The organism is Streptomyces sp. Mut1 (assembly GCF_030719295.1).
Taxonomy (GTDB): Bacteria; Actinomycetota; Actinomycetes; order Streptomycetales; family Streptomycetaceae; genus Streptomyces; species Streptomyces castrisilvae.
Genome location: NZ_CP120997.1, coordinates 655,739 through 677,612, shown reverse-complemented (window position 1 = coordinate 677,612; position 21,874 = coordinate 655,739). Strand labels below are relative to the sequence as shown.

17 protein-coding genes are annotated in these 21,874 nt (G+C 72.7%); 9 read left to right on the top strand and 8 right to left on the bottom strand.

Annotation, left to right across the window (positions count from 1 at the left end):
• Positions 1 to 86 precede the first annotated feature (86 nt).
• The gene (locus P8A18_RS02580) at positions 87 to 920 is read left to right on the top strand and encodes a PIG-L family deacetylase (protein WP_306051361.1); all 834 of its coding nucleotides are present in this window, start codon (positions 87 to 89) and stop codon (positions 918 to 920) included.
• 85 nt (positions 921 to 1,005) lie between these two features.
• On the opposite strand, the gene P8A18_RS02575 is transcribed toward P8A18_RS02580, so the two are convergent.
• The 5 genes from P8A18_RS02575 to P8A18_RS02555 all read right to left on the bottom strand — a co-directional run bounded on the left by P8A18_RS02575 (position 1,006) and on the right by P8A18_RS02555 (position 7,907).
• Positions 1,006 to 2,121 carry a hypothetical protein gene (locus P8A18_RS02575; protein ID WP_306051359.1) on the bottom strand — a complete coding sequence of 372 codons (1,116 nt, stop codon included), beginning with the start codon at positions 2,119 to 2,121 and terminating at the stop codon, positions 1,006 to 1,008.
• 13 nt (positions 2,122 to 2,134) lie between these two features.
• On the bottom strand, positions 2,135 to 3,268 hold the full coding sequence (locus P8A18_RS02570) for an SPFH domain-containing protein (RefSeq protein ID WP_306051357.1): 1,134 nt from the start codon (positions 3,266 to 3,268) through the stop codon (positions 2,135 to 2,137).
• 127 nt (positions 3,269 to 3,395) lie between these two features.
• Positions 3,396 to 5,918 (bottom strand): ATP-dependent Clp protease ATP-binding subunit, encoded by a 2,523-nt coding sequence (locus P8A18_RS02565; protein WP_306051355.1) that lies wholly within the window; start codon positions 5,916 to 5,918, stop codon positions 3,396 to 3,398.
• A gap of 269 nt (positions 5,919 to 6,187) precedes the next feature.
• Positions 6,188 to 6,847, bottom strand: a complete 660-nt coding sequence (locus P8A18_RS02560) for an HAD family hydrolase (RefSeq protein ID WP_306051353.1) — start codon at positions 6,845 to 6,847, stop codon at positions 6,188 to 6,190.
• 76 nt (positions 6,848 to 6,923) lie between these two features.
• Complete coding sequence (locus P8A18_RS02555) at positions 6,924 to 7,907, bottom strand: polysaccharide deacetylase family protein (RefSeq protein ID WP_306051351.1); 984 nt, start codon at positions 7,905 to 7,907, stop codon at positions 6,924 to 6,926.
• Positions 7,908 to 8,299: 392 nt separating this feature from the next.
• Between P8A18_RS02555 and P8A18_RS02550 the strand changes: the two genes are divergently transcribed.
• The 7 genes from P8A18_RS02550 to P8A18_RS02520 all read left to right on the top strand — a co-directional run bounded on the left by P8A18_RS02550 (position 8,300) and on the right by P8A18_RS02520 (position 17,516).
• Positions 8,300 to 9,472: a cellulose binding domain-containing protein gene (locus P8A18_RS02550; protein WP_306051349.1), complete on the top strand. Its 1,173-nt coding sequence runs from the start codon at positions 8,300 to 8,302 to the stop codon at positions 9,470 to 9,472.
• Between the two features lie 172 nt (positions 9,473 to 9,644).
• On the top strand, positions 9,645 to 9,857 hold the full coding sequence (locus tag P8A18_RS02545; RefSeq protein ID WP_306051347.1) for a hypothetical protein: 213 nt from the start codon (positions 9,645 to 9,647) through the stop codon (positions 9,855 to 9,857).
• Positions 9,854 to 10,633, top strand: a complete 780-nt coding sequence (locus P8A18_RS02540) for an HAD family hydrolase (protein ID WP_306051345.1) — start codon at positions 9,854 to 9,856, stop codon at positions 10,631 to 10,633. The genes P8A18_RS02545 and P8A18_RS02540 overlap by 4 nt, the downstream gene beginning before the upstream one ends.
• Entirely contained in the window at positions 10,630 to 13,020 is a 2,391-nt protein-coding gene (locus tag P8A18_RS02535; RefSeq protein ID WP_306051343.1) for a glycoside hydrolase family 65 protein, read from the top strand. The genes P8A18_RS02540 and P8A18_RS02535 overlap by 4 nt, the downstream gene beginning before the upstream one ends.
• 129 nt (positions 13,021 to 13,149) lie before the next feature.
• Entirely contained in the window at positions 13,150 to 14,373 is a 1,224-nt protein-coding gene (locus tag P8A18_RS02530; protein ID WP_018555379.1) for a chitinase, read from the top strand.
• Positions 14,374 to 14,550: 177 nt separating this feature from the next.
• Complete coding sequence (locus P8A18_RS02525; protein ID WP_306051341.1) at positions 14,551 to 16,797, top strand: serine/threonine-protein kinase; 2,247 nt, start codon at positions 14,551 to 14,553, stop codon at positions 16,795 to 16,797.
• Between the two features lie 44 nt (positions 16,798 to 16,841).
• Positions 16,842 to 17,516, top strand: coding sequence for a response regulator (locus tag P8A18_RS02520; protein ID WP_371933630.1), 675 nt, complete (start codon positions 16,842 to 16,844; stop codon positions 17,514 to 17,516).
• Positions 17,517 to 17,532: 16 nt separating this feature from the next.
• Here P8A18_RS02520 and P8A18_RS02515 read toward each other — a convergent pair whose 3' ends face one another.
• From P8A18_RS02515 to P8A18_RS02505, 3 genes are read right to left on the bottom strand one after another with little or no spacing between them, the layout of a single operon-like run.
• Positions 17,533 to 18,756 (bottom strand): sensor histidine kinase, encoded by a 1,224-nt coding sequence (locus P8A18_RS02515; protein WP_306051337.1) that lies wholly within the window; start codon positions 18,754 to 18,756, stop codon positions 17,533 to 17,535.
• Positions 18,757 to 18,797: 41 nt separating this feature from the next.
• Complete coding sequence (locus P8A18_RS02510; RefSeq protein WP_306060634.1) at positions 18,798 to 20,165, bottom strand: FtsX-like permease family protein; 1,368 nt, start codon at positions 20,163 to 20,165, stop codon at positions 18,798 to 18,800.
• Between the two features lie 7 nt (positions 20,166 to 20,172).
• Positions 20,173 to 20,925, bottom strand: coding sequence for an ABC transporter ATP-binding protein (locus P8A18_RS02505; RefSeq protein WP_306051335.1), 753 nt, complete (start codon positions 20,923 to 20,925; stop codon positions 20,173 to 20,175).
• 141 nt (positions 20,926 to 21,066) lie between these two features.
• Between P8A18_RS02505 and P8A18_RS02500 the strand changes: the two genes are divergently transcribed.
• Positions 21,067 to 21,684: a class I SAM-dependent methyltransferase gene (locus P8A18_RS02500; protein WP_306051333.1), complete on the top strand. Its 618-nt coding sequence runs from the start codon at positions 21,067 to 21,069 to the stop codon at positions 21,682 to 21,684.
• Positions 21,685 to 21,874 lie beyond the last annotated feature (190 nt).

Here is a 21,874-nt window from a genome sequence, read left to right as displayed (position 1 = left end):
CCGCCCGCCGGGCGTCCGGGCCCCACGATCGCGCGGCGCCCGCCGCGCACTCGGACCTTGATGTATCTCCGCAGGAGGACTGTGTCATGACTGACCGGCCGTTGACGCTCATGGCAGTGCACGCCCACCCCGACGACGAGGCGACCGGAACGGGAGGGGTCCTCGCGCGGTACGCGGCGGAAGGAATCCGCACGGTTCTTGTGACATGTACCGACGGCGGCTGCGGTGACGGGCCGGGGGGCGTCAAGCCGGGGGAGCCCGGTCACGACCCGGCGGCCGTCGCCCTCATGCGACGCGAGGAACTGGAGGCGAGCTGTGAAGTCCTGAAGGTCAGTGACCTGGAGATGCTGGACTACGCCGACTCCGGGATGACCGGCTGGCCGAGCAACGACGCCCCCGGCTCCTTCTGGCGGACCCCCGTGGCGGAAGGAGCCGCCCGGCTCGCGGAGCTCATGCGCCACTACCGGCCCGACGTGGTCGTCACCTACGACGAGAACGGTTTCTACGGTCACCCCGACCACATCCAGGCCAACCGCATCACGACGGCGGCGCTGGAGATGACCGACCTGACGCCGAAGGTGTACTGGACGACGGCACCGCGCTCGATGATGCAGCGCTTCGGGGAGACCATGCGCGAGTTCGGCACGGACGTGCCCGAGCCGGATCCCGCCGAGGAGGCCGCGATGGCCGAGATCGGGCTCCCCGACGACGAGATCACCACGTGGGTGGACACCTCGGAGTTCAGCGGCCAGAAGTTCGACGCGCTGGCCGCGCACGCCAGTCAGGGGGAGAACATCTTCTTCCTCAAGATGGGCAAGGAGAGGTTCGGCGCGTTGATGGGCGTGGAGACCTTCGTACGGGTCAAGGACACCACCGGAGCGTCCGTACCCGAGAACGACCTCTTCGCCGGACTGCGCTGACCGCCCGGCAGGACGCGACAGCCCCGCCGGAACGATCCGGCGGGGCAGCGCGTCGCCGGCCGAGGCCGGCCAGGACACCGCGCCTCTACCTGCGCATCACCAGGAGGACGATCAGCGCGGCGATGACCAGCCCGCTCACCACCGCCGCGGCGATCTTGGCCTTGCTGTACGGGCGTTCGCCGATGACCTCGGCGGTGCGGGCGTTCACCATGACCTGCCAGCTGGTGCCCGCGTACAGATAGGTCAGGAACCACACGGGCAGCAGCATCAGCTTGAACGTGAGCGCGGAGTACTGCGTGTCCAGCGAGGTGACCCGTTGCTCGTCACCGCCGATGTCCGACCGGCAGTCGGACTTGATGACCGTGGCCATCCGCTCCTTGGCCGTCACCAGCCCGTCCTCGGGCTCCACGTCGTACCGTACGGTCCGGAAGCCCGCCAGGTACTCCGGCTGGAACGGCTTCGCCTCCTCCAGCGGCCACGGCGTGAGCTTGTCCAGCTGCTCGTGGCCGACGTGGCTGGTCCCGGCGACGAGGACGTCGTCGAAGGCGCGGCTCACCGTCCCGGAGACGTTGGACCAGCGGGTGCGGCGCACCTGGCGGGTCTTGGTGACGCTCCTGCCGTCCTCCGTGGTGGTGTACGTCTCGGTGACGTAGTAGTGGGTACCACGCTGGCCCCGGTAGCTGGTGGCCGTCTGGGCGTCGTACGTCCAGTGCGGCAGATAGCTGCCCTTGAACGTCTCCGCCTCGCTGACCTTCTTCAGCCGCGAGGGCGCGAACCAGCGGGACGACGTCCATGAGCGCAGCGCGTCCCGGGCCGCGTCCCGGTCCAGGCCGAAGGGGACCACGGCCTCCGGCTGCACCCGCTCCGTGGCCTCCGGGTCCGCGACCAGCGCCGTGGCACAGAACTGGCAGTTCACGGAGAGGTCGTCGCTCTCGGTGTGGGCGCCGCAGCCCGGACAGAGATAGGTCCGCATGCCGCCCGCGACGGGGCTCCGCGGCTTGGCGGGCAGCGCGGCCAGCTCGTCGAAACCGTGCTCGCGGACCTCGCGCGCCGCCGTGGCCACCGCCTGCTCGTGACCGCAGTACGGGCAGCGCATGGCGTCGGAGCCCGGTGCGAACTCCACCGTGGCGCCGCATGCCTGGCAGGGGTAGGAACGGGAACCCGTGCCGGCGGCCCCGGCCTCCTGCTCTTCGGTGTTCAACGTCGTCCCTCCCTCAGGCCTGTGGCGGAAGCGGCGGAGGGACGGCAGCGAAGAGCCCGCCCACGTCGGGTATCTGTTCGGCGGGCAGCCAGCCGGACATCCCGTCCTTCCAGATCAGCGTCGCCCTGGTCAGGGTGCCCGCGCTCACCAGACCGGACAGCGCCGCACGGTCGTAGGGCCCCTGCTGGGTGCCGTTGACACCGATGAACCACTGCTCCTGCACGGGCAGCGGCGGCGGGCCTGCCGCCGGGGCGGGAGAAGGGGCGGGTGCGGGAGCCGCGGGCTGCGGCTGCGGGGTGAGAGCGGCGGCCATCCGCTGGCCCGCGGCCATCCCGAGCCCCAGGCCCATGCCCTCGCCGACACCGTTGCCCGGCGTGCCCGCGGCGGTGGAGAGCGCGTCGCCCGCCCGGAACTGGGTGTACTGGTCGAGATTGCCCGCGATCCCCATCCGGGAACGGGTGTCGATGGCCTCCTCGACCTCCGGAGGCAGCGAGATGTTCTCGATGATGAACTTGGGGACGGCGATACCGACCGGCTTCAGCTCCTCGGAGAGCACCCCCGCGAGCCTGGTGCCGATGGCCTCCTGCTGGGTCGCCAGATCCAGCATCGGCACACCCGCCGTCGCGAGCGCGCTGCCCAGCTTGCCGACGATCAGCTGGCGCAGATACTGCTGCACCTCCTCGGTGCGGAACTGCGGGTCCGTACCCGCCAGTTCGCGCAGCAGCGCCGCCGGGTCGACCACCTGCGCCGCGTAGGCGCCGAAGGCCCGCAGCCGCACCATGCCGAACTCGGGGTCGCGGACGATGACGGGGTTCTGCGTACCCCACTTCATGTCCGTGAACTGGCGGGTGGTGACGAAGTACACCTCGGCCTTGAACGGCGAGTCGAAGCCGTACTTCCAGCCCTTGAGCGTGGACAGCAGCGGCATGTTCTGCGTCTGGAGGGTGTACGTGCCCGGCTGGAAGACGTCCGCTATCCGGCCCTCGTTGACGAAGACCGCGGTCTGCGATTCCCGCACGACGAGCTTGGCGCCCATCTTGATCTCGTTGTCGTGGCGCGGGAACCGCCACACGATGGTGTCCCGGCTGTCGTCGGTCCACTCGATGATGTCGATGAATTCCCCGCGGATGCTGTCGAACAGCCCCATGGAACCTCCCCCGTTCGTTGCTGCGCCCCACTCGCGATTCGTCAGGGAACGATAGCAACCAGCAACGACAGGGCCTCCCCGGCCGCACTCCGGCTCCGGTGGCGTGCGGCCGGGGTCTTGTCCCGGATCAGGACGGGGGAGCCGCCGGCTCCGGCTCCGTGGCGGCGTCGCCCTTGCGGACCGTGCAGTGGAGCGAGTCGTTCACCACGTCGGCGACGATCGTGTCGCCGGGCTCGGCGTCACCGCCGAGCAGCAGGGACGCGACCCGGTTGTCCAGTTCTGTCTGGATCGTGCGGCGCAGCGGCCGGGCACCGAAGGCCGGCTGGTAGCCGTGGGCGACGACGAGCTTCTTCGCCGCCTCGGTGACCTCCAGCGTCATGCCCTGTGCGTGGACGCGGTGCTTGCTGCGGTCCAGGAGGTGGTCGACGATCTCCGACAGGTCCTCCTCGGTGAGGCTGTGGAAGACGATGATGTCGTCGATGCGATTGAGGAACTCGGGCAGGAAACGTCCCCGCAGCTCCTCCATCAGCTGGTCCTTGAGCTCGGCCGCGTCGCCCTCGTGGTCGAGGATGCGGTGGGCGCCGATGTTGGACGTCATGATGACGACGCAGTGCCGGAAGCCGACCGTGCGGCCCTGACCGTCCGTGAGGCGCCCGTCGTCCAGGATCTGGAGCAGGGTGTTGAAGACGTCCGGGTGCGCCTTCTCGATCTCGTCGAACAGCACCACGCTGTACGGCTGCCGGCGGACCTTCTCGGTGAGCTGGCCGGCCTCCTCGTAACCGACGTACCCGGGAGGCGCCCCGACGAGCCGGGCGACGGTGTGCTTCTCCTGGAACTCGCTCATGTCGAACCGGATCATCCGGTCCTCGTCGCCGAAGAGCAGAGCGGCGAGCGTCTTGGCGAGTTCGGTCTTGCCGACGCCGGTGGGTCCCAGGAAGAGGAAGGAGCCCACGGGGCGGTCCGGGTCGCCCATGCCGGCCCGGTTGCGGCGCACGGCCTCGGACACCGCCGTGACCGCCTCGTTCTGGCCGACGATCCTGGAGTGCATCTCCTCCTCCAGCCGGAGGAGCTTCTCCTTCTCGCCGGCGGTCAGCCGGGAGACGGGAATGCCGGTACGGCGGGAGACGATGTCCGCGATGTCGGCGGCGGTGACGGAGACGACGCCCTCGCGCCGCTCCTCGATGCCCGCGAGCTCGCCCTCGGCCCGTGCGATCTGCCGCTTGAGGTCGGAGGCCTTCTCGAACTCCTCGCCCGCGACGGCCTCGTCCTTCTCCCGCCGCAGCTTCGCGAGCCGGTCCTCCCGGCTGATCACCTCGGTGGAGCGGCCGGCGCTGCGCAGCCGCACCCGGGCTCCGGCCTGGTCCATCAGGTCGATCGCCTTGTCGGGGAGAAAGCGGTCGCTGACATAGCGGTCGGAGAGCTCCGCCGCCGCCGTGAGGGCGCCGTCGGCGAAGCGGACCTGGTGATGCGCCTCGTACGCGTCCCGCAGCCCTTCGAGGATCTGCACGGTCTCCTCGACGGTCGGCTCCGGGATCAGGACCGGCTGGAAGCGGCGTTCGAGGGCGGCGTCCTTCTCGATGTGCTTGCGGTACTCGTCGATGGTGGTCGCGCCGACCACGTGCAGCTCGCCGCGGGCGAGGGCGGGCTTGAGCATGTTGCCGGCGTCCATCGAGCCCTCGCCGGTCGCGCCGGCACCGACGACCGTGTGCAGCTCGTCGATGAACAGGACGATGTCGCCCTGAGCCTTCTGGACGTCCTCGATGACCTTCTTCAGACGCTCCTCGAACTGACCCCGGTACTGCGCACCGGCCACCAGCCCGGACAGGTCGAGGGAGACGACCCGCTTGTCCTTGAGGGTGTCGGGCACCTCGCCCGCCACGATGCGCTGCGCGAGGCCCTCCACGATCGCGGTCTTGCCGACGCCGGGCTCACCGATCAGGACCGGGTTGTTCTTGGAACGCCGGGAGAGGATCTCGATGGTCTGCTCGATCTCCTCGGCCCGCCCGACCACGGGGTCGAGCTTCCCCGCCTTCGCCTCCTCGGTGAGGTCCCGGCCGAACTCGTCGAGGGTGGTGGCCGGCTCCTTCGGGGCCGAAGCGGCTCCCTCCGGGCCGAAGGCCCCCTGGTCGGCGGCGCCGCGCAGCTTCGAGACGTCCAGGTCCTCGGCGCGCAGGAAGCGGGAGGCCCCGGAGTCGGGGTCGCCCAGGAGGGCGCCGAGGATGTGCTCGGGGCCGATGTAGGACACACCGGCGGCCTGCGAGCGGGCGTGGGCGAGAGCGAGGGTGCGCTTGGCGGCCGGGGTGAGGCCGGGCTCCGAGGACGGCTCGGCGGACTGTGCGGGCAGCACCTCGGCGATCCGGTCCGCGAGGGTGTCGGGGTCCACACCGCCCTGGACGAGGAGCCTGCGGGAGGGCTCGACCCGGGTGGCGGCCCACAGCAGGTGCTCGGTGTCGAGGTCGGACGTCCCGTCCTCGGCCGCCTTGCGGGTGGCCAGGTTGAGCAGTTCGTGCGAGGACTCCGTGAGCAGCCTTCCGATGGGCACGCGCTGCACGGCCGGGGGTGAGGAGGCCGGTGACATGCCGAAGAACCGGTTCAGCATCTCGCTGAACGGATCGGAGGAACCGAGGGGTGAACCGAACGCCATCGACATGCCGAAGCTCCTGGTCAGAGGCTGAGGGGTTTCACCGCGGAAACCCGGGGTCCGTTGCTCCGAGAAACGGGCGGTGGGCCGGGGTACCCGCGAAGGGCCGCAGCGCGGCGTGAAACCACCGGCTCCACTCGCGTGGCTATATGTCCGTTTTCATCGGATTCACGGAACGAGCTTCGCATGAGCCCGCACAGCGCACGACCGGTGGATGCCGCCGGGGCGATCCCTCGGCCCGGCGGCATCCGGGGCCCCGGACGGCGGGGTGCGTGCGTTCAGCGGGCGGCGGCGGCCAGCAGCTCCGGCAGGTCGCGCATGTCGTTGAACACGACCGTGCCGGGCCCTTCCAGCCGTTTGGCCGGAGTGAGGCCGCCGCAGTACCCGAAGGCGCGCATGCCCGCGGACCGGGCCGCCTGGACCCCGTACGCGCTGTCCTCGATCACCGCGCACCGTTCCGGGCGCACCCCCATGGAGCGTGCGGCGTGCTCGAAGAGGTCGGGGGCGGGCTTGCCCCGGCTGACGTCGTTCGCGCTGAAGATCCGGTCCGCGAAGTGGTGCCTCAGACCGGTGATCTCCAGGCTTCGCCGGATGCCGGTGTGGCTGCTGTTCGACGCGACGCAGGTGCTGCTGGTGAGGCCGTCCAGGACCTCGCCGATGCCGTCGACGGCGGCCAGCTCGGCCTCGAACGCCGCGTCGTACAGATGCTCGTACTGGTTCTGCCAGTCCTTCTCCAGGCTCCGCCCGAGCCGTTCCTCGATGGCGGCCGTGTACACCTCGACGGACGAGCCGACGAACCGCTCGATGATCTCGGCCTCGGTGAACGAACACCCCAGATCGGCCATGATCAGTGCGTCCACCTTGACGCACAGTTTCTCGCTGTCCACCAGTACGCCGTCACAGTCGAAGATCACCAGGTCTATCGGGTTCAGCGTCATGTGCGGCAGCCTAGAGGGGGCCGGTGTGCGCCTCGCACACCGGCCCGGGGCGTTGCGGAACCGGCGTTCCGGGTGGTCAGGACGTCGCGCACGACACCGTCGGCCAGGTCCAGTTGCCGTTGGTCTGGATCGTCACCCCCCAGGTGTTTCCGTTGCCGTTGGGCTTCGCGGTGAGGACCTGGGCGCTGGGGTAGGCGGCGCTGATGTTCCAGGTGGCGAGGACCTTCTCGGGGGCGGGGAGCCGCATGGTGACGGTCCAGTCGGCGGAGCCGGTGACGGACACGTCGAGGTTGTAGCGGTCGCCCCACTGCTGGCCGGCGGACAGGGTCGCCGTGCAGCTGCCGGGGTTCCCGCCTCCGCCGCTGCTGCCGTCGGGTGCGACGGCCCGCCCGGTCTGCGGGGAGATCATGCCCGGGCACAGGCCGCGGGAGGCGAGCGACGCCGCGATCCGGGGGATCGCGGCGAGCGTGTTGTCCGGCCACTCGTGCATCAGGATGACCTGACCGTCGGAGAGCCGGCCCACGGCCTGCACGATCGCGTCGGTGCTCGCGCCGTTCCAGTCCTGCGAGTCGACGTCCCAGATCACTTCCGTGAGGCCGTACTTGGCCTCGACGGCCTTGAGGGTGGAGTTGGTCTCCCCGTACGGCGGCCGGAACAGCTTCGGCGTCCCGCCGCCCGCGCCGGCGATGGCCTGCTGGGTCCGGGAGACCTCCGAGTCGATCTGGGCCTGGCTCTGCTGGATGAGGTGGGGGTGGGTGTAGCTGTGGTTGCCGACCCACATGCCGGCGTTGATCTCCGCCTGCACCTGGCCCGGGTACGAGGCCGCGAACTGCCCCTCGTTGAACATGGTGGCCCGTAAGCCGTTCTGTCGGAGGGCGTTGAGCAGGGCGGGGGTGTGGTCGTTGGAGGGGCCGTCGTCGAAGGTGAGGCCCACATAGCCGGTGCAGGCGGCGGCCTGCGCGGGGGCGGAGGCCGTGGCGGTCAGGCCCAGGGAACTCGCGGCGGCGAGAGCGAGGCCCACTGCCAGGGCAGCGGGGCGGCGACGGAGACGGAAGCGCATCGGGGTCCTCCTGGTGACGGGGTGCCGGGTTCGGCCGCGCCGGGAGAGCGGCCGGCCGGGCGGTGGCCGGGGGAGCGGTGCCGAGTTTTCGGTCGGCCTCGATGGCTGTCAATAGTTTCGGCATGTATTTCGAAATCTTCGACCGGGCTGCGCCGCTCGCCGTGAGGCTGCATTCCAGTTCAGAGGACACCTGTGACTCCTCCGACCTGTGGGGAGATGGTGGGCCGGTGGAAACTCCACTCGGTGGTGGGGTAGTGATGGTTCGAAACTTTCGGAGGTTGTCTTCACGTTGTGGCGCCGTTATTGACAGTGCGCCGTCAAGGCGATGTGATGAATGGGAGCGCTCCCATTCATCACATCGCCCCGAGTTCCCGACCTCCGAGGAGACGCACATGCCGATCACTTCCCCGCGTTTACCGCGCAGACCCTGGACAGCGGCCGGTGCCGCTCTCGCGCTGGCCCTGTCCCTCTTCGCCGCGGTGCCCGCCAGTGGCTCGGACCTGGCGTCCGGATGCCAGGTCGACTACACCGTCAACGAGTGGACCGGCGGCTACACCGCCGAGGTGCGCCTCACCAACACCGGTCCCGACCTCGACAGCTGGCGTCTGACCTGGACGTACGACGACGACCGGCAGGTCACGTCGGCCTGGGGCGCCACCGTCACACAGGACGGCCACGCGGTGACCGCCGTCAACGCCGCCTGGAACGGGGCGCTGGCCAGTGGCGGCACCGTCGACTTCGGCGTGCAGGGGACCGGGCGGACCGGCGGCTCGGTGCCCACGGACTTCGCGCTCAACGACGTGTCGTGCGGCGGTGACGGCACCTCGCCGCCCACCACCCCGCCCACCACACCGCCTCCCACCACCCCGCCCTCCGCGGAGTGCGGGGATGCCGCCGTCTGCGAGGACTTCGAGAACCAGACGGGCCCGGCCCCCGCGGGCGACTGGCAGTTCACCGCGCCCGACTGCCAGGGCACGGGCACGGCCGCCGTCGACACGGAGATCGCGCACAGCGGCACCCGGTCGCTGCGGCTGGACGGGCGGGCCGGCTACTGCAACCACGCCTTCGTGGCCTCCACCGCGGACCTGTCGTCGGTCGGCCCGGTGCTGCACGTCCGCATGTGGGTGCGGCACACCACCCCGCTCCCGGCCGCGCACGTCACCTTCGTATCGATGCCCGACAGCTCCCAGGACGGCAAGGCGCTGAGGATCGGCGGGCAGAACGGCGCCCTCCAGTGGAACCGGGAGACCGACGACGCCACGCTCCCGGCGCAGAGCCCGGTCGGAGTGGGGCTGAGCAGGCCCCTGCCGACGGACAGCTGGCAGTGCCTGCGGTTCGCGGTCGACACCTCGGCGCCGGGACTCGACACCTGGCTCGACGACGAGCAGGTGCCGGGACTGCACGCCGACGGAGTGCCGACGCAGGACATCGACGCCCAGTGGCTCTCCCGGACCACACCGCCGCGCCCCACCGCCCTGCGGCTGGGCTGGGAGAGTTACGGAACCGGCGACGACACCCTCTGGTTCGACGACGTGGTCGTCGGCTCGGCCCCGGTCGGCTGCTGACGGCCGGCGGCGCCCGCGAGGACCCGGCGCGGTCGCCCCCGGTTGCGGTGCCACGGGTACACGCCACGCTGGAAGAGCCGTGACCACCTCGCTCGACGCGAGGCGGTCGCGGCCGAGGCCGAGGAGGAAGGGCACCCGAGCGCCGTACAGGAAGTGGCCGTACAGGAAGTGGGTGGGCAGCATGAAGGCTGCCGTCTTCGCGGGACCGGGCAGCGGTGCCCGGCGGGACGCGGGTGACGTGATCGGGCGGGGCGATCTCGTCACCGTCCGGGAAACGGGGCCGCACGGCCCCGGCCGGACCATCGGCGCACAAGCCCCCTTGCGCGCGGCCGGCGGGCCGCAGCCGGCGGGCGCGCGGGTCCCCGGCCCTCCGGCCGTCGCATGAACGGGCTCCGCGACCGGTCCGGGCCGCCGCGCGCGGTCGTCCTCGACGCCGACGGGGTGCTCCTCGACTCGGCCGTCGTCCACGCCGCCGCGTGGAAGACCGCGTTCGACGCCTGCCTCGCCGGGCCGGCGTCCGACGGACCGGGGGCGGCCTGGACCCCCTTCGACGCGGACGCCGAATACCGCCGCTTCGTCGACGGCAGGTCCCGGTACGACGGGGCCGAGGCGTTCCTGGTCTCCCGGGACATCCATCTCCCACCCGGGCACCCCGACGACCCGCCCGGCTGCGACACCGTCTGGGCCGTCGCCGCCCGCAAGGAAGCGGAGTTCCGCAACGCCCTGGCCGACGGCGCCGTCGTCGCGTTCCCGGACGCCGAGGAGGCACTGGCCGCCCTGCGCACGCGCGGCGTTCCCTGCGTCGCCGTCTCGGCGTCCCGGCACGCCCGGACGCTGCTCGCGTACACCGGACTCGACCAGTTCCTGGCAGCCGTCGTGGACGGCGAGGACGCCGCCCGGCTCGCGCTCCCCGGAAAGCCGCACCCCGCGCTCTTCCTGCACGCGGCCGACCACCTCGGCACCCTCCCCGGCGACACCGCGGTGGTGGAGGACGCGCTCGCCGGAGTGCGGGCGGCCCATCGCGGAGGCTTCGGATGCGTGACCGCTGTGGACCGGAGCCCGGACGGGAACGGCTCACAAGCCCTGCGGCAGGAGGGCGCCGACCTGGTGGTCCCCGACCTCATGGCGATGGTGCGGCACATCTGGGGAGAGGCGCGATGACCGCCGGGTGGACGTGGGGCTACAGGCGGTACGAGCCGGAGCGCGAGCGGCTGGTCGAGTCGCTCTGCACGCTCGGCAACGGCAGATTCGCCACCCGGGGCTCCGCCCCGGAGTGCCCCGCCGGCCCCGTCCACTACCCGGGTACGTACCTGGCCGGCTGCTTCGACCGACGGACCTCGGCCGTCGCCGGCCGGAGCGTCGAGAACGAGGACATGGTCAACCTGCCCAACTGGACGCTCCTGCGCTACCGCTGCCTCCCCGACGACGGGCCGCCCGGCGACTGGCTGACGCCCGACTCCGAGGACCTGCGGCACTACGAGGCGGGGCTGGACCTGCGCGCAGGAACGCTCACCCGGCAGCTGTACTTCCGGGACGCGCGGGGGCGCGGGCTGCGCGTCGGCCACACGCGGATCGTGCACATGGGGGACCCGCACCTCGCGGCCCAGCGCAGCACGTTCCGCGCCTACGGGTGGAGCGGCGCCGTCGAGGTGGAGTCCGTCCTGGACGGCGCGGTCAGCAACGCCGGGGTGGAGCGGTACCGGGACCTGGAGAGGCACCACCTCGCGGACCACGCGAGCGGATACGAGCCCGACGGGACCGCCTGGCTCTCCTGCCGCACGTACGATCCCGGCATCCGTCTCGCCCTGGCCGTCCGTACCGTCACTACCCCCGAGGTGCCCGCCGCGGAGACCGCCGCACCGACCCGCACCGTCCAGACCTACCGCCTCCCCGTCGTCCCGCGCCGCTCGGTTTCCGTGGTGAAGACGATGGCCCTGCACACCTCGACGGACCGGCCCGACGGCGACCCGCGCGCGGAGGCCTGCGACGCGCTCACCCGGACACCGGACTTCCCCCGGCTGCTCGCCACGCACGAGGCGTCCTGGCGGCGCCTGTGGGAACAGGGCGAACTGGACGTCCCCGGCGAGGAGGGGCGCATCCTGCGGCTGCACCTCTTCCACCTCCTGCAGACGCTTTCGCCGCACACCGCGGAACTCGATGCCGGGGTCCCGGCGCGCGGCCTGCACGGCGAGGCCTACCGTGGCCACATCTTCTGGGACGAGCTGTTCGTCCTGCCGCACCTGAACCTGCACTTCCCCGAAGTGGCGCGGGCCCTGCTCATGTACCGCCACCGCCGCCTCCCGGCCGCCCGCGCGGCGGCCCGCGACGCCGGAGGCCAAGGGGCCATGTACCCGTGGCAGAGCGCGAGTTCGGGCCGCGAGGAGACGCAGGAACTGCACCTCAACCCCCGCTCGGGGCGCTGGCTCCCGGACCATTCACGGCTCCAGCGCCACGTCGGCTCGGCCATCGCCTACAACGTGTGGCGGTACGCGCAGACCACCGGGGACCGCGGGTTCCTGCACGCGGAGGGGGCCGAGATCCTCCTGGAGGTCGCCCGCTTCTGGGCCGGGGCCGCCGCCTTCGACCCGGGACTGCGGCGCTACCGGATTCGCGGGGTCGTCGGCCCGGACGAGTACCACGACGCCTATCCCGACGCGGCGGAACCGGGCATCGACGACAACGCGTACACGAACGTGACCGCGGCCTGGGTCCTCGCCCGGGGCCTCGACCTCCTGGACGACCTGCCGCCCGCACGGAAGGCGGAGCTGCGCGAGGACCTGTCGCTGGACGACGAGGAACTGGGGCGCTGGGAGGAGGTGTCCCGCCGTCTCCACATCCCCTACCACCAGGGGGTGATCAGCCAGTTCGACGGCTGGGGCGACCTGGCGGAACTCGACTGGGAGGGGTACCGGGAGCGTTACGGCGACATCCGCAGGCTCGACCGGATCCTGGAGGCGGAAGGCGACACCGTCAACCGCTACCAGGCCTCCAAGCAGGCCGACACGCTGATGCTCGGCTACCTCTTCCGGCCCAGGGAACTGCGCGAGCTGTTCGCCCGGCTCGGCTGTCCCCTGGACGACGAGACCTGGCGCGCCACCGTCGCGTACCACCTGCGCCGCACCAGCCACGGATCGACGCTCAGCAGCCTCGTCCACGGCTGGGTGGAGGCCCGGGGGAAGGGCGCCGACGCCTGGCGTTTCTGCGAGGAGGCGCTGCTCGGAGATGTGGCCGACCTCCAGGGCGGTACGACGGGCGAGGGCATCCACCTCGGGGCGATGGCGGGCACGGTCGACCTGGTGGAGCGGGGGATCACCGGTCTGGAGGCGGTGCCGGAAGGGCTGCGCGTGGAGCCGGTGGCCCTGGCGCAGATCCCCCGGTTCTCCTTCACGGTCTGCTTCCGCGGCCACCGGGGCGTCCGCGTCCGTATGCTCCCCGGGCGCCTGGCCATCCAGGTGCCGGACTCGCCGGGGGGTCCGCTTCCCGTCGTCCTGCCGGACGGGCGCCGGTCCGCCGTCCGGCCGGGCGAGGAGCGCTGGTTCCGGCTCTGAGCGGCCGTGCCCGGGGCCGGCGGGCGGGCCGGTCAACGTTCAAGAGAAAGCAATGGTCTAGGCCAACGCATTGACGTGAATGCGTCACCCTCCGATTCTTGGCGGCACCTTCTCCCGTCAGGAGTCTCCATGAAGCGTTTTCGCGCTCTGCTCTGCGGTGCGGCCACCGCCGCCCTGGCCACCGCGGGACTCGCCGCCTTCGCCGCGCAGCAGGCTTCCGGTGCGCCCGCCGGCGCCACCGCGCTCAGCGACCGCTGGTACGCCGCGGCGCCCTATCTGATGCCGCACGACAACAACCCGCCGGACGCCGGCGCCATCATGGACGCCACCGGCCTGAAGGCGTTCCAGCTCGCCTTCATCCTCGCGCCCGACGGCGGAGGGTGCAGCCCGACCTGGGACGGTACGTCGCCGGTCTCGTCGGACACCGCCGTAGGGTCCGTCATCAGCGCGATCCGCGCCAAGGGCGGCGACGTCTCGGTCTCCATCGGCGGATACGGGGGCACCAAACTCGGCCAGACCTGCTCCGACGCCGCCTCCACCGCCGCCGCCTACCAGCAGGTCATCACCAAGTACCAGCTGAAGGCCATCGACTTCGACCTGGAGGAGCCGGAGTACGAGAACACGGCCGCCATCGCCCGAGAGATCGGCGCGGCCAAGATCCTCCAGCAGAACAACCCCGGCCTCTACGTCTCGGTCACCACGGCCGGAACCGCCGACGGCACCGGCTGGTTCGGCAAGCAGATGCTCAACGAGGCCAAGGCGCAGGGCTTCACGCCGAACAACTTCTCGATCATGCCGTTCGACGGCGGGTTCAACGGGGCTGCCGCGCAGACGAGCGCCCTGACGAACTTCAACACCGTCCTCCAGTCCACCTTCGGCTGGGACGCGGCGACCGCGTACGCGCACGAGGGCTTCTCCGGGATGAACGGCCGCAGCGACACCGGCGAGTACTTCACCCAGGCCGACTTCCAGACCGTGCTGGACTTCGCCACCAGCCACCACATGGACCGCTTCACCTTCTGGTCGCTCAACCGCGACCGGCAGTGCACCCCGCCGGACAACAACGGCAAGACCTCCGGCACGTGCAGCAGCGTGGCCCAGTCGGACTGGGACTTCGCGAAGTTCTCGGTGAAGTTCGCCGGCGTCACCCCGCCGACCACCACCCCGCCGACCACCCCGCCCCCGACCGGCGGCGACTGCGCCGCGGGCGCGTGGAACAGCGGCGCCGTCTACACGGGCGGCGACACCGTCTCCTACGGCGGCCACACCTGGAAGGCGAAGTGGTGGACGCAGAACGAGACGCCCGGCAGCACGGGTGAATGGGGGGTCTGGGAAGACCTCGGCGCCTGCTGAAGGGGCGCCCCGGAGGGCCCGGCCGGCGCGCGAGGGCGCGCCGGCCCCGCCCCGCCGCCGGATTCGGATGTCACCCGCTTTGCTCTGCCGGACCGACCTGCGACTAGTTTGGGTCCAGGACATATACAGGCAGGCCCGGGGCGGCAGAGGTGCCCGGGGGACGAGAGGTCGGGAAGAGTGTCGCTGCGCGCAGGCGATCCGGCGGAGATCGGTGGTTATCCGCTTGAGGCGCGCCTCGGCTCAGGAGGCATGGGCACCGTCTTTCTGGCCCGTACGAGTTCTGGGCGGCCCGTCGCGATCAAGCTGATCCACCAGCAGTTCGCGAGTGACAGCGAATTCCGCATCCGCTTCCGCCAGGAGGTCGCGGCGGCGAGAAGGGTGAGCGGGGCGTTCACCGCCGCCGTGGTCGACGCCGCACCCGAGGCCGACCATCCGTGGATGGCGACGGCGTACATCGAGGGGCCGACGCTCGCACAGCGCATCGCCGACGACGGCCCGCTGCGCGGGGCCGGGCTGCGGAGCCTCGCCATCGGCCTCGCGGAGGCGCTGCGTGACATCCACCGGGTGGGTGTCGTCCACCGCGACCTGAAGCCGTCGAACGTCGTACTGTCCGCCGAGGGGCCGCGCGTCATCGACTTCGGCATCTCGCGCGCCGCCGACCAGCAGACGCTCACGATGACCGGACGCGTCATCGGTACCCCGCCCTTCATGTCGCCCGAGCAGTTGCAGGCGCCCAGGGGTGTGGGGCCGCGCTCCGACGTCTTCTCGCTGGCGACGCTGCTGGTGTACGCGGCGACGGGACGCGGCCCCTTCGACGCGGACAGCCCCTACCTGACCGCCTATCAGGTCGTCCACGAGGAACCGTCGCTGGACGCCGTACCGGCCGCTCTGCGGACGGTCGTCGAACCGTGCCTGGGCAAGGAGCCCGAGGGCCGCCCCTCGGCGGACGAACTCCTCGAACTGCTGCGGGACCTGCCGTCCGAGCTGGGCGAGAGCGCGGCGGACGGGCCCGGGGCCGCGGCCGGCCGTACCCGCGACGTCCTCACCGAGCACCACCTCGCGACACGGGACACCCCCGCGCCGAAGGCCCCGGCCACGGACGTCTCCGGCGCCGGAAACTCCCGCACCGCCATCGGCCGTCGGCTGCGCGGCCGGTGGCGGCCCGTGCTCGCGGCCGCCGTCGCCGTCGCGGCGATCGGCGGGGGAGTCACCGCGTTGCAGGCGGGCGGTATCGGCGGCAGCGACACCGAGGACCACGGCAACAGGACGACCGCGGCGCCGGGGGCCGCGCTGCCGGACGGCTTCACGCCCTGGCACAGGACCGTGCTGGGCGGGCGCAAGGACATTCCCGACGAGCTGCGGTGCGTCGCACGGGGCGACGGGGTGTTCTGCGGAGGCGGGGGCGTCGTCGCGGCGCGGATCAGCGCCAAGGACGGCTCCCGCGCGTGGACGGCGCTGAGCCCCGGCATCCCCGTCCAGGGCATGCACCTGGTGGGCGCCACCGACGACACGGTGCTCGGCTACCGGTTCGCCGCCGAGGACGCCCCGCAGGACCCGGACACCGAGGTGGTGGCCATCGACGCGGACAGCGGCCGGGAGCTGTGGTCCGCCCCGGCCGGCGGCCGGTCGACCGCTGTCACGGGCCGGACCGAGGACGCCGTGCTGATGGGCGACGCCGTCGTGACGGTCGACGCGACCGACACTGCCTTCGAGGCCCGGGACGCGCACAGCGGCGAGATCGCCTGGACGCAGCCGTTCCCCGCCGGTGAGCAGTGCGCTCCCGTCCCGATGGGCGCTGACCTCCTCGCGATGTGCGCGACGGACGCGGAGCTGTCCGCCTCGTCCGTACGCCACCCCACCCTCTACCCGGTCGACCGCACCTCGGGGACCTGGGGCGAGGCCATCGAGGTCGACGGCCCCGCCGTGCCGATGGGCGACGCCGACGGCAGGCTCGTCCTCCTCCAGGAACACTGGGAGGGGGCGGCGATGACCGGATACGACGGGGTGGTGCGCGTCGACCCTGCGTCGGGGAAGGCCGCCTACACCCGGCTGTCCACGACGTACGGGGGAACGCCCGGTATGGCGGGCGGCACCGTGTACGTGAGCGGGCAGACCGGTCTCGTCACGGCGCTCGACCCCGCGACCGGCCGGAAGAAGTGGTCCCGGCAGACGAGCGTGGAGGGCGCGTCGGGCCCCGCGGCGGGAGACGGGGCGCTGTACTTCAGCTCCGCCACCGGCCGGGTCGTGGCGCTGTCGCCGGCCGACGGCACATCGCTGTGGACGACCGACCCGCGGGCCGACGGGCTGACCGGCGAGCAGGGCGCGAGCCCGCGCGTGACCGTCGCGGGGGGCGCGCTGATCGTGGCGGCGGCCGGCAACACCGTTTTCGCGTTCGACGCGCGGAACCCGCCGAAGCCGGGCTGACGCAGGGGCGGGCGGGTACGGGAGCGCGGGCGCCCGCCCCGATAATGGGGGGCGTGATCAACAGGCGACTGCGCGTGGTGCTGGCCGAGGACTCCGTCGTCCTGCGCGACGGCATGGTCGAGCTGCTCGGCGCCCGCGGCTGCGAGGTGGCGGCCACCGCGGGGACGGCGCCCGAACTGCTCGCGGCGGTGGCCGAACACCGGCCCGATGTGGCCGTGGTGGACATCCGGATGCCGCCCACACACACCGACGAGGGCATCCGCGCCGCCGTCGAGATCCGTGAGCGTACGCCCGCGACCGGCATCCTGGTCTTCTCCCAGCACATCGAGACCGCCCTCGCCGCCCGGCTGCTGGCCGGCGGCGCGGCGGGCATCGGATATCTCCTGAAGGAACGCGTCGCCCGGACCTCCGACCTCGTGGACGCCCTGCACCGGGTCGCCGCCGGGGGCACGGCCCTCGACCCGGAGGTCGTCACCGGGCTGATGCGGGGCGGGCGGCGCGATCGGGTGGACGCCCTGACAGCGCGCGAACGCGAGGTACTGGAGCTGATGGCGCAGGGGCACTCCAACCGCTCCATCGCCACCCGGCTCGTGGTGTCGGAACGGGCGGTGGAGAAACATGTCGCCGCCGTCTTCACCAAGTTCGGGCTGCGGGCGACGGCCACCGACAACCGCCGGGTGAAGGCGGTCCTGGCCTACCTGGGGCTGGGCGCGGACTGACCCGGCCCGGCCGCCGTCACACGTGCGTGGGCAGCTCGGCGGTGACCGTGGTCGGGCCGCCCGCCGGGCTGTCGATCCGCAGCGCCCCGTCCACCGCCGCGAGCCGTTCGGCCAGCCCGGTCAGGCCGCTGCCCGCGCCGGGCGCCGCACCGCCCCGCCCGTCGTCGCGCACGGTCAGCCGGATACGGCCGTCGGACGCGTGCGCCGTGAGTTCGGCCGAGCGGGCACCGCTGTGCCTGGCGACATTGGTGAGCAGCTCGGCGGCGCAGAAGTAGACGGCCTGTTCGATCACCTGGTCCGGGCGCTCCCGCAGCTCCAGGCGGACGGTGACCGGCACCGGCGAGGTGGCCGTGAGGGCGGGCAGTGCCTGACCGAGGCCGCCGTCCAGCGCCACGGGGTGGATGCCCCGGGTGAGCCGGCGCAGCTCGGTGATGGTCTCGTCGGTCTGGTCGCGGGCCCGGCCCAGCAGGGAGCGCAGCCGCCCCACGTCCGGTCCGGCGGCGGGGGCGAGCGCGTCCTCGGTCAGGGAGAGCGTGATGGCCAGGGCGACCAGCCGGGCCTGGGTGCCGTCGTGCAGATCGCGCTCCAGGCGGCGGAGCCGGTCGCTGTTCCCCACGAGAAGGGTGGCGCGGGCGCTCTCCAGCTCCCTCACCCGCCGCTGGGCGCGGGCCGGGCCGAGCAACGACCGGGCGAGCCACCGGTTCGCCCCGCTGAGCGCCCGCAGCGCACCGGGCATCGCCCACAGCAGCACCACACCCAGCACGACCGCCCCGGCATCCAGCCACACGGCGGGCCGCGCGTCCGGCTCCAGCAGACGGCCCCACAGCGGAAAGCCGGTCAGCCAGACGCAGGCCGGCACAAGCACCACGGCGACGACGAAGCCCGCCACCCCCAGCGGCAGCCGCAGCACCAGATACAGCAGCGTCCGCCAGGCCACCGGGTCGGTCAGCACCGCACGGCCCCGGGCGAGCACCCCCTTCGGTCGCGGCAGTCCGCCCGGCGGCTCGACCGGCTCGCCGAGCAGCCACCCGGTCAGCCGCCTGTGCAGCGTGCCGAAACCCCGCGCACCCATCAGCGCGGCGGCCACGAACGGCAGGCCGAGCACCGTGAGCGAGAGCAGCACGCCCGCGTACAGCACGGCCAGCGCGTAGACACCGCCGACCAGGGCGAGCGGCAGCCCGGCGGCGGCGAAGACCCACTCGCCGCCCCGGACACGGAAATACCGGCGCCGCTCAGCCATCCACATCTGCGGGCGCCCCGGCCGCCGGGCCCCGGCCGCGCTCAGTCACGGGCACCGCCCGCCTGCTCCGCCGCAGGACCACGCACGGCCCGCAGCCCCGTGCCCAGGATCACCGGGGCGGTCAGCGCCACCGCGCCGGCGACGAGCCACCCGGCGCCACCCGGGACGGACGGCACCGCCGACCCGGTCACCGCGATGCTGAAGGCCGCCGACGCGGCGCCCGCGACCGCCGCGCCGAGCAGGACACCCACCGCGGCCGTCAGTACCGCTTCCACCGTCAGCATGCGCATCAGCTGCGACCAGGTGGCCCCGACCAGCCGGAGCAGGGCGAACTCGCGGCGCCGCTCGGCGGTCACGGCGACCAGGGTGTTGACCGTGGACACCGCCGCGAAACACAGCAGCAGGGCGAGCTCGGCCTGCCGGAGCCAGACATCCGTGTCCGATGTGACGCTGCCGGTGGCCGCGCCCGAGGCGTGCTCGGCGGTGGTTGTCATGATCGTCATGGTGCCCGACAGACCCACGAGCAGCGCGACCGGCACCACGGCCGACGAAAGACGCCGCGCGTATCCGCGCAGGTTCGCGTCGGCCGACCAGCCCGTACGGGGCGCCAGGACCCGCACCGGCAGACCCAGCACGGCCACCAGGACACGTGCCGCGAGCGGCCCCACCAGGGCGACCCCGATCAGCAGTACCAGCGAACCCAGCAGCGCCGCCTGCCCCGCCTTGTCCAGCTCACCGGACGGCCGGGTCGCCGCCAGCCGCAGCAGGAACCCGCCGCCCACCAGCGCACCCGCTCCGGCGAGCAGCCGCGGCACACCCGTCCGCCCCTGCTCCGTCGACCCGGCGGTGAGCGCGGCGGCCGGCGCGAGCCGGGTGACACGCCGCGCCGCGACGGCCGAGGCCACCAGCGCGACGACGAACGCGGCGGCCGACGCCACCAGCATCGGGACCGGTGTCCACGGGACCCCGACGCCCGGCGCCGCCATCCCGCGCCCTTGCAGCTCGGCGAGGAGGAGACGGGCCGCGACCGCGCCCCCGGCCCAGCCCGGCACCGTCACCAGCACCGTGACCGCGACGACCTGACAACGGACCAGCCGCCGCGCCTGCCGGGGCGTCGCCGCGACCGTACGCAGCAGCGCCAGCTCACGGTGCTGCTGACGCAGCGCGAAGCCCAGCGCGTTGACCACCACGAAGAACGCGACGAGCACCGCGATCTCCCCGAAGGCACCGGCGATCACCATCAGGCCGGGCCCCTCGACCGCGTCCCGGGCGGCCTCGGGCGTCGCGAGACCGGTGGCGAACAGCGAGCCGAACAGCGTCACCGTGGCGATGGCGAGAAGGAGCGCGACCGCCAGACCGGCGAAGGCCGCCGGCTGCCGCCGGATCCGGCCGAGAGCGAGCAGGACGATCACGGGCTCAGCCGCCCAGACGGCTCAGGCGCTCGCCGACCTGAGCGGCGGTCGGCCGCACCAGCTCGTCCACCAGCAGACCGTCGGCGAGCAGCAGCACCCGGTCCGCGTACGCGGCGGCCACCGGATCGTGCGTCACCATCACACAGGTCTGCCCCTCCTGGTCCACCCCGGCGCGCAGCAGATCCAGGATCTCGCGCCCCGTGGACCGGTCCAGCGCCCCGGTCGGCTCGTCCGCGAACAGCACCTCCGGGTGCGACACCAGCGCTCGGGCGATCGCCACCCGCTGCTGCTGCCCACCGGACAACTGCCCCGGCCGGTACCGCTCCCGCCCGGCGAGCCCCACCCGGGCGAGCGCCTCCCGGACCTGTTCCCGGCCGGGCCGCTCACCGGCCAGCCGGCCGGGCAGCTCGACGTTCTGCTCGACCGTCATCGCCGGCATGAGGTTGAACGCCTGGAACACGAACCCGACCCGGCCGCGCCGCAGTTCCGCCAGCCGCCGCTCCGGCAGCCGGGACACCTCCGTACCGCCCCACCGGACGGAGCCCCGCGTGGGCCGGTCCATCCCCGCCAGGCAGTGCAGCAACGTGGTCTTGCCGGAGCCCGAAGGACCCATCACCGCCGTGAACGTACCGGGGGAGAGGTCCACGGAGACTCCGCGCAGCGCCCGGACGGCGGCGGTGCCGCGCCCGTACTCGCGGTGCAGGTCCTGCGCTCGGACGGCGGTCTGGGTCCCGGTGTGTGTCGCTGTCTCAGCCATGTCCCCCATCCTGGGCCGACGGGGCGCCCGGATCGATCGTGCCTGCCCCCGGATCGGGGGTACGGGAAACCGAACCATGGCCGGGGCCGTGAGCCCCGCCCCCGCTCCGGCAGGCCCCCCGCCCCGTCTACAGTGGGCCGCATGAACCGCTGGACCGAGCTGACCGGAGACACGTCGGGGGAGGACTACGCCGCCCGATTCGCGGCCCTGGCCCGCAGCGGCAAGGACATGCACGGGGAGGCGCGGTTCTGCTCGGCCCTCGTGCCCTCCGCAGCGCGCGTGCTGGACGCCGGATGCGGCACCGGGCGGGTCACGATCCGGCTCGCGGAGCTCGGGTACGACTGCGTCGGGGTGGACGTCGACCCGTCGATGCTGGCCGTGGCGCGGAAGCAGGCACCGCACCTGCCCTGGTTCCGGGCCGACCTCGCCGCGTTCGACCCGGCGGCCCTCGGCATCGGGACGGGCTTCGACCTCGTCGTCGCCGCGGGCAACGTCTTCGCGCTGCTCGCCCCCGGCACCGAGGCCACCGTCGTCCGGCGCCTGTCGGCGGCCCTGCGCCCCGGCGGCCTGCTGGTCGCGGGCTTCGGTCTGGACGAGGCCCACCTGCCCGTGGAGCCCGCCCTCACGCTCGCGGAGTACGACGACTGCTGCTCCGCCTCCGGTCTCGCCCCGGTCGACCGCTTCGCGACATGGGACGCCGCCCCGTACGACGGCGGCGGCTACGCCGTCAGCGTCCACCGCAGGCCGGAGACGATCTAGCCGGACAACGGCTCCAGCGTCGCGCACAGCGTGGACGGGAAGGCGGGCTCCACACGTCGGACGTCGGCGCAGCCGTGGTCACGAGCCCGTTCCACCTACGCGACTCGGCCCTGCGCGCGGGCGGGCGATCATGGCAGCGCGGGAGGTGCGGACCCTGATCATTCCAGTGTGTGTGTCGTATTGACTTGGA